Annotated in this window: 6 protein-coding genes; 2 read left to right on the forward strand and 4 right to left on the reverse strand. The window is 59.2% G+C overall.

Annotated elements, in window-relative coordinates; translation table 11 throughout:
* Positions 1 to 7 precede the first annotated feature (7 nt).
* The 4 genes from AC07VV_RS11855 to AC07VV_RS11870 form a co-directional block, all read right to left on the reverse strand.
* A complete protein-coding gene (locus AC07VV_RS11855; RefSeq protein WP_085606447.1) occupies positions 8 to 1,441 on the reverse strand; it encodes an NAD(P)(+) transhydrogenase (Re/Si-specific) subunit beta in 1,434 nt (477 codons plus the stop codon).
* Positions 1,441 to 1,761, reverse strand: a complete 321-nt coding sequence (locus AC07VV_RS11860; RefSeq protein WP_003187417.1) for an NAD(P) transhydrogenase subunit alpha part 2 — start codon at positions 1,759 to 1,761, stop codon at positions 1,441 to 1,443. The genes AC07VV_RS11855 and AC07VV_RS11860 overlap by 1 nt, the downstream gene beginning before the upstream one ends.
* 15 nt (positions 1,762 to 1,776) lie before the next feature.
* Positions 1,777 to 2,898: a Re/Si-specific NAD(P)(+) transhydrogenase subunit alpha gene (locus AC07VV_RS11865; RefSeq protein ID WP_495036318.1), complete on the reverse strand. Its 1,122-nt coding sequence runs from the start codon at positions 2,896 to 2,898 to the stop codon at positions 1,777 to 1,779.
* Between the two features lie 434 nt (positions 2,899 to 3,332).
* Positions 3,333 to 4,232 (reverse strand): LysR family transcriptional regulator, encoded by a 900-nt coding sequence (locus tag AC07VV_RS11870; RefSeq protein ID WP_096822463.1) that lies wholly within the window; start codon positions 4,230 to 4,232, stop codon positions 3,333 to 3,335.
* A gap of 158 nt (positions 4,233 to 4,390) precedes the next feature.
* On the opposite strand from AC07VV_RS11870, the gene AC07VV_RS11875 reads away from it, so the two are divergent.
* Both AC07VV_RS11875 and AC07VV_RS11880 read left to right on the forward strand, forming a co-directional pair.
* Positions 4,391 to 5,572 (forward strand): acyl-CoA dehydrogenase, encoded by a 1,182-nt coding sequence (locus AC07VV_RS11875; protein ID WP_085712999.1) that lies wholly within the window; start codon positions 4,391 to 4,393, stop codon positions 5,570 to 5,572.
* 13 nt (positions 5,573 to 5,585) lie between these two features.
* On the forward strand, positions 5,586 to 6,806 hold the full coding sequence (locus AC07VV_RS11880; RefSeq protein WP_495036319.1) for a CaiB/BaiF CoA transferase family protein: 1,221 nt from the start codon (positions 5,586 to 5,588) through the stop codon (positions 6,804 to 6,806).
* Positions 6,807 to 7,060: the final 254 nt, after the last annotated feature.

The following is a 7,060-nucleotide window of genomic DNA, read 5'->3' on the forward strand; positions in this document are numbered from 1 at the left end:
GCGAGGGTTACTCGACTGCTTTGACCATGTCTTCGATGACTTTCTTCGCGTCGCCGAACACCATCATGGTCTTGTCCAGGTAGAACAGTTCGTTGTCCAGACCGGCATAGCCGCTGGCCATCGAGCGCTTGTTGACGATGATGGTCTTGGCCTTGAACGCTTCGAGGATCGGCATGCCGGCAATCGGCGATTTCGGATCGTTCTTGGCAGCCGGGTTGACCACGTCGTTGGCACCGAGCACCAGCACCACGTCGGCCTGGCCGAACTCGGAGTTGATGTCTTCCATCTCGAACACCTGGTCGTACGGCACTTCGGCTTCGGCCAGCAGTACGTTCATGTGGCCAGGCATCCGACCGGCCACCGGGTGAATCGCGTACTTCACGGTCACGCCGTGGTGGGTCAGCTTCTCGGTCAGCTCTTTCAGGGCGTGCTGTGCACGGGCCACCGCCAGACCGTAACCCGGAACGATGATCACGGTGTCGGCGTTGGTCAGCAGGAAGGTTGCGTCGTCTGCCGAACCGGATTTCACCGGGCGAGCTTCTTTCTCACCGGCAGGACCGGCGTCTGCTGTATTGCCAAAACCGCCGAGCAGTACATTAAAGAAGGAACGGTTCATCGCCTTGCACATGATGTACGAGAGGATCGCACCGCTCGAACCCACCAGGGAGCCTGCAATGATCAGCATCGAGTTGTTCAGCGAGAAGCCGATACCCGCCGCCGCCCAGCCGGAATAACTGTTGAGCATCGACACCACCACCGGCATGTCGGCGCCGCCGATCGGGATGATGATCAGCACGCCCATCACGAACGCCAGAGCCAGCATCAGCGCGAATGCGGCGAGGTTGCCGGTCAGCATGAAGGTGATGCCGAGGATCAGTGTCGCCAGACCCAGTACCGCGTTCAGCTTGTGCTGACCGGAGAACTGTACCGGTGCACCCTGGAACAGGCGGAACTTGTACTTGCCCGACAGCTTGCCGAACGCGATCACCGAACCGGAGAAGGTGATTGCACCGATGGCTGCACCAAGGAACAGCTCCAGACGGTTACCCGCCGGGATCGAGTCGCCGAGTTGCTTGACGATGCCCAGCGACTGCGGCTCAACCACTGCAGCAATCGCGATAAACACCGCTGCAAGGCCGATCATGCTGTGCATGAAGGCGACCAGTTCCGGCATCTTGGTCATTTCAACGCGCTTGGCCATGATCGAGCCGGCAGTGCCGCCGATCAGCAGGCCAACGATCACGTAGCCAATACCGGCGGTAGCCAGCTCAGCCCCGAGCTTATAGATAAGGCCGACGGTGGTAAGGATCGCCAACGCCATGCCAAGCATGCCGAACAGGTTGCCGCGGCGCGACGTGGTCGGGTGCGACAGGCCTTTGAGGGCCTGGATGAAGCAGATCGACGCGATCAGGTAGAGCGTCGTGACGAGGTTCATGCTCATTACTTAGGCGCCTCTTCTTTTACTTTCGGGGCTTTCTTCTTGAACATTTCAAGCATGCGGCGGGTCACCAGGAAGCCACCGAACACATTGACCGCGGCCAGTGCCACGGCGAGGGTGCCCATGGTCTTGCCCAGCGGAGTGACGGTCAGGGCGGCGGCAAGCATGGCGCCGACGATCACGATCGCCGAAATGGCGTTGGTCACCGCCATCAAAGGCGTGTGCAGCGCGGGTGTAACGTTCCAGACCACGTGGTAACCGACATAAATCGCCAGCACGAAGATGATCAGGTTGTAGATACCGGGGGAGATAAGCTCTTCCATCGTCTGAATCCCTGCTTAGGCGTTTTTGCGGATGACTTGGCCGTCGCGGCACATCAGGCACGCGGCGACGATGTCGTCTTCGAGGTTCACTTCGAACTGGCCTTCTTTGGTGAATACCAGCTTCAGGAAGTCCAGCAGGTTGCGTGCGTACAGCGCCGAAGCGTCTGCGGCGACTTCACCGGCGAGGTTGGTCGGGCCGACGATGGTCACGCCGTTCTCGATCACGACCTGATCGGCTACGGTCAGCGGGCAGTTGCCACCCTGAGCGGCTGCGAGGTCGATGACCACCGAGCCGGGTTTCATCTGCGCCACGGTGTCCGCGCTCAGCAGCGTCGGTGCCTTGCGGCCCGGGATCAGTGCGGTGGTGATGACGATGTCAGCCTGCTTGGCGCGCTCGTGAACGGCCTGGGCCTGACGCTGCATCCAGCTCGCCGGCATCGGGCGTGCGTAACCACCGACGCCGACCGCGCATTCGCGTTCTTCATCGGTCTCGTAAGGCACGTCGACGAATTTGGCACCGAGGGATTCGATCTGTTCCTTCACGGCCGGACGTACGTCAGACGCTTCGATGACGGCACCCAGACGTTTCGCCGTGGCAATCGCCTGCAAACCGGCCACGCCCGCGCCAAGAATCAGCACGCGCGCCGCTTTCACGGTACCCGCAGCGGTCATCAGCATCGGCATGAAGCGCGGATAGTAGTTGGCGGCCAGCAGAACCGATTTATAGCCGGCAATGTTCGCCTGGGACGACAGCACGTCGAGGCTCTGGGCTCGGGAGGTACGTGGTGCTGCTTCCAGGGCGAACGCGGTGATCCCGCACTCGGCCATTTTGGCGATGGTTTCATTGTTGAACGGATTGAGCATGCCCACCAGCACCGTGCCGCGCTTGATCAGCGTCAGTTCGGCATCGCTTGGCGCGACCACTTTGAGAATCAGCTCGGCGCCAAACGCGTCATTGGCACTGCCAATGGTTGCGCCTGCCGCTTCATAGGCACTGTCGACAACGCTGGCTTTAACGCCGGCGCCGGTTTGCACAGTGACCTTATGACCCTGGCTGATCAGCTTTTTAATGGTTTCCGGGGTTGCAGCAACCCGTGTTTCACCGGTCTGGGTTTCGAGAGGAACACCAATGTGCACGTCAAATCTCCTGCGTGATCTTATTGAGTAAACCCATGCACTACGGATGGTGCGACTGGGGCGGCCGATCAGCACGATCCCGCCAAATCAGGGCGGGGCGCGGCATTTTGCAGGCGAAGTTTATGCCCTTCAAGGGATTATGACGGGTGACGGAAAATTAACTACAAGTCATCCCGTGACCGAATGTCGCAGATGGCTGGCTGAATCCCTTGCAGGCCGTGCCTTGCAAGGAGTGTGGATGAATTTGAAGAATTTTCTCATCGGTGACGTGAATAGGTCGTAATGAGTCGCGAATGAGGGCTCAAAGCCACGTCGCCAGCCGCTTGTGGGACGTCTGTACGACTTTCGGATACAGTCTGTCTATTTGCGACAAATAGTTATATCTGTAGGGCTTTGTTTTTTCTGACTACGGGGTTAGTAATCGCTGAAAGCCTTTATCCTTCTAGGTTGTAGCTGTGTGCCTGGTTCACCAGCCAATCGCGAAATGCCTTGAGTGACGCGGATTCGACCTTTCGCTCCGGAATCATCAGGTAATACGCCTTGATGCTGGAGAGTGCGTTCGGGTTGGCAATCACCAGGCGTTTCTCGGCCAATTCGCGCTGGATCAGGAACGGTGGGATCAGCGCGATGCCCATGTCGTGCATGGCGGCCTGGGCCAGCATGGAGAATAGCTCGTAGCGCGGACCTGTCATGTCGCGGGGAATGTTCAGGTGTTGCGAGTTGAACCACTGTCGCCAGGCATAAGGGCGGGTGGTTTGCTGGAGTAGAGGCAGATCGGCGATTTCTTCGGGTGTGAGACTGTTCTTGCTGCCGAGCAAGGCAGGGCTGCACACCGGCATTGGATTCTCGCCCATCAATCTGTGGGATTCAGTACCGGACCAATCGGCATCGCCGAAGTAGATGGCAGCATCGAAGTCGGTGTCGGCAAACAGGAACGGACGGGTACGGTTGGTCAGGTTGACGGTCACTTCGGGGTGCTTGAGCTGGAAGTCCTTCAGCCTTGGCAACAGCCATTGCGTGCCGAAGGTGGGCACCACGGCGAGCTCGATGACGTTGGTACCTTGCTGGCCCATCACCGAGAGGGTGTCGCGCTCAACGGCGTCGAGTTGGGTGGCGACCCGACGGCTGTAGGAAAGGCCCGCTTCGGTCAGCTTCACTCCGCGACGGGAGCGTCGGAACAGTTCGACACTGAGGAAGTCCTCGAGGCTGGCGATCTGTCGGCAAATGGCGCCCTGGGTGAGAGAAAGTTCTTCGGCGGCCTTGGTAAAGCTCTCGTGACGGGCGGCGGCTTCAAAGCTGATCAGGGCGGTGGTGCTGGGTATCTTGCGGCGCATGTACGTCAACCTCACTAATACATCGCTCAATCGGCATTTCGCGACGTTTCGGAGTGAGAAATTAGCACAACAGGATGCGAAATCCTCGTTTGCCGGGATGGCGAAGCGGGCCTAGGATCAATGCCACGTTAATTCACCCGATTTGCGAGGACTCACTCATGGGCGGTAAAGCTAGCTTCAACTGGATCGATCCACTGCTGCTGGATCAACAGCTGACTGAAGAAGAACGCATGATCCGCGACACTGCCGAGCAATTCGCCCAGCAGAGCCTCGCGCCGCGCGTGCTCGAAGCCTTCCGCCATGAGAAGACTGACCCGGCGATCTTCCGTGAGATGGGTGAGGTTGGCCTGTTGGGCGCGACCATTCCCGAGCAGTATGGTGGCAGCGGCCTCAACTACGTCAGCTATGGCCTGATCGCTCGTGAAGTCGAGCGCGTCGACTCGGGCTACCGTTCGATGATGAGCGTGCAGTCTTCGCTGGTCATGGTGCCGATCAACGAATTCGGTACCGAAGCGCAGAAGCAGAAGTACCTGCCGAAACTGGCTTCCGGCGAATGGATCGGCTGCTTCGGTCTGACCGAGCCGAACCACGGTTCCGATCCGGGCGCGATGATTACTCGTGCACGCAAAGTGGAAGGCGGCTACAGCCTGACCGGCGCCAAGATGTGGATCACCAACAGCCCGATCGCCGATGTGTTCGTGGTCTGGGCCAAGGACGACGCTGGGGACATCCGCGGCTTCGTATTGGAGAAGGGCTGGAAAGGCCTGAGCGCTCCGGCGATTCACGGCAAGGTCGGCCTGCGAGCTTCGATCACCGGCGAAATCGTCATGGACAACGTGTTCGTGCCGGAAGAGAACATCTTCCCGGACGTGCGTGGCCTGAAAGGTCCGTTCACCTGCCTCAACTCTGCACGTTATGGCATCTCCTGGGGGGCGTTGGGCGCGGCGGAGTTCTGCTGGCACACCGCTCGCCAGTACACCCTGGATCGCCAGCAGTTCGGTCGTCCGTTGGCTGCGACTCAGTTGATCCAGAAGAAGCTGGCAGACATGCAGACCGAGATCACTCTGGCGCTGCAAGGCTGCCTGCGTCTGGGTCGCATGAAAGATGAAGGCACCGCTGCGGTTGAAATCACTTCGATCATGAAGCGCAATTCTTGCGGCAAGTCGCTGGATATCGCTCGCATGGCGCGTGACATGTTGGGCGGCAACGGGATCTCCGATGAGTTCGGCGTGGCCCGTCACCTGGTCAACCTTGAAGTGGTGAATACCTATGAAGGTACTCACGACGTTCACGCGCTGATCCTCGGTCGTGCGCAGACCGGCCTGCAGGCGTTCTATTAATAGGAGAGCGACCATGGGCGCGCTGTCGCATCTGCGGGTACTGGATTTGTCGCGAGTGCTGGCCGGCCCATGGGCCGGGCAGATACTTGCCGACCTTGGGGCGGAAGTGATCAAGGTCGAACGCCCGGGTAATGGTGACGATACCCGCGCCTGGGGGCCGCCCTTTCTGAAAGACGCTTACGGCGAGAATACGTCGGAGGCGGCGTATTACCTGTCGGCCAACCGCAACAAGCAATCGGTGACGATCGACTTCACACGTCCCGAAGGTCAGAAGCTTGTACGGGCACTGGCTGCCAAGTCGGACATCCTGATCGAGAACTTCAAGGTCGGTGGGTTGGCGGCCTATGGTCTGGATTACGAGTCGCTGAAGGCGATCAATCCGGATCTGATCTACTGCTCGATCACTGGTTTTGGACAGACCGGGCCGTATGCCAAGCGCGCGGGTTATGACTTCATGATTCAAGGGCTTGGCGGGCTGATGAGCCTCACCGGGCGACCTGAAGGTGATGAGGGCGCCGGGCCGGTGAAGGTGGGTGTGGCGCTCACGGATATTCTGACCGGTCTGTATTCGACCGTGGCGATCCTGGCGGCACTGGCTCATCGTGATCACGATGGCGGCGGTCAACACATCGATATGGCGTTGCTGGATGTGCAGGTGGCTTGTCTGGCTAACCAGGCGATGAATTACCTGACGACGGGCAATGCGCCAAAGCGGCTGGGGAATGCGCATCCGAATATTGTGCCGTACCAGGATTTTCCCACGGCCGATGGCGACTTCATTCTTACCGTGGGCAATGACGGGCAGTTCCGCAAATTTGCCGAGGTGGCCGGGCAGCCACAATGGGCGGACGATCCGCGTTTCGCGACCAATAAGCTGCGGGTGGCGAACCGGGCAGTACTGATTCCGCTGATTCGCCAGGCGACAGTCTTCAAGACGACCGCCGAGTGGGTGGTTCAGCTGGAGCAGGCGGGTGTGCCGTGTGGGCCGATCAATGATCTGTCGCAGGTGTTCGAGGATCCGCAGGTGAAATCCCGTGGGCTGGCGATTGAGCTGCCGCATGCACTGGCGGGAATGGTGCCGCAGGTGGCGAGTCCTATCCGGTTGTCCCGGACTCCTGTCGAGTATCGCCGCGCGCCTCCTTTGTTGGGCGAGCATACGCTGGAGGTTTTGCAGCGGGTGTTGGGCCTGGGGGCTGGGGCGGTGGCTGCGATGAAAGCGGATGGGGTGCTTTGATGGCGTCCTCTATATAGAAGGGTGGTATCTCTTTCTTCTATATAGAGGGAATCGGGTGTTTTTTGGCCAATCGGCAAGTTATTGAAAGAAAAGCGAAATTAAGGGTTGACGGCAGATTCTGGAGGCCTATAATTCGCCCCACTTCCGGCGTAGTCGAAACGGAAAACTCCTTGAAACTCAATGAGTTACGCAGTTTTCGACAGCGGCTTGCTTCAGATCATCGAAGCCTGGAAGGAGTTGAAAGAGTGGTGATG

The sequence above is a fragment of the Pseudomonas sp. GW821-FHT02C04 genome (genome assembly GCF_059421845.1).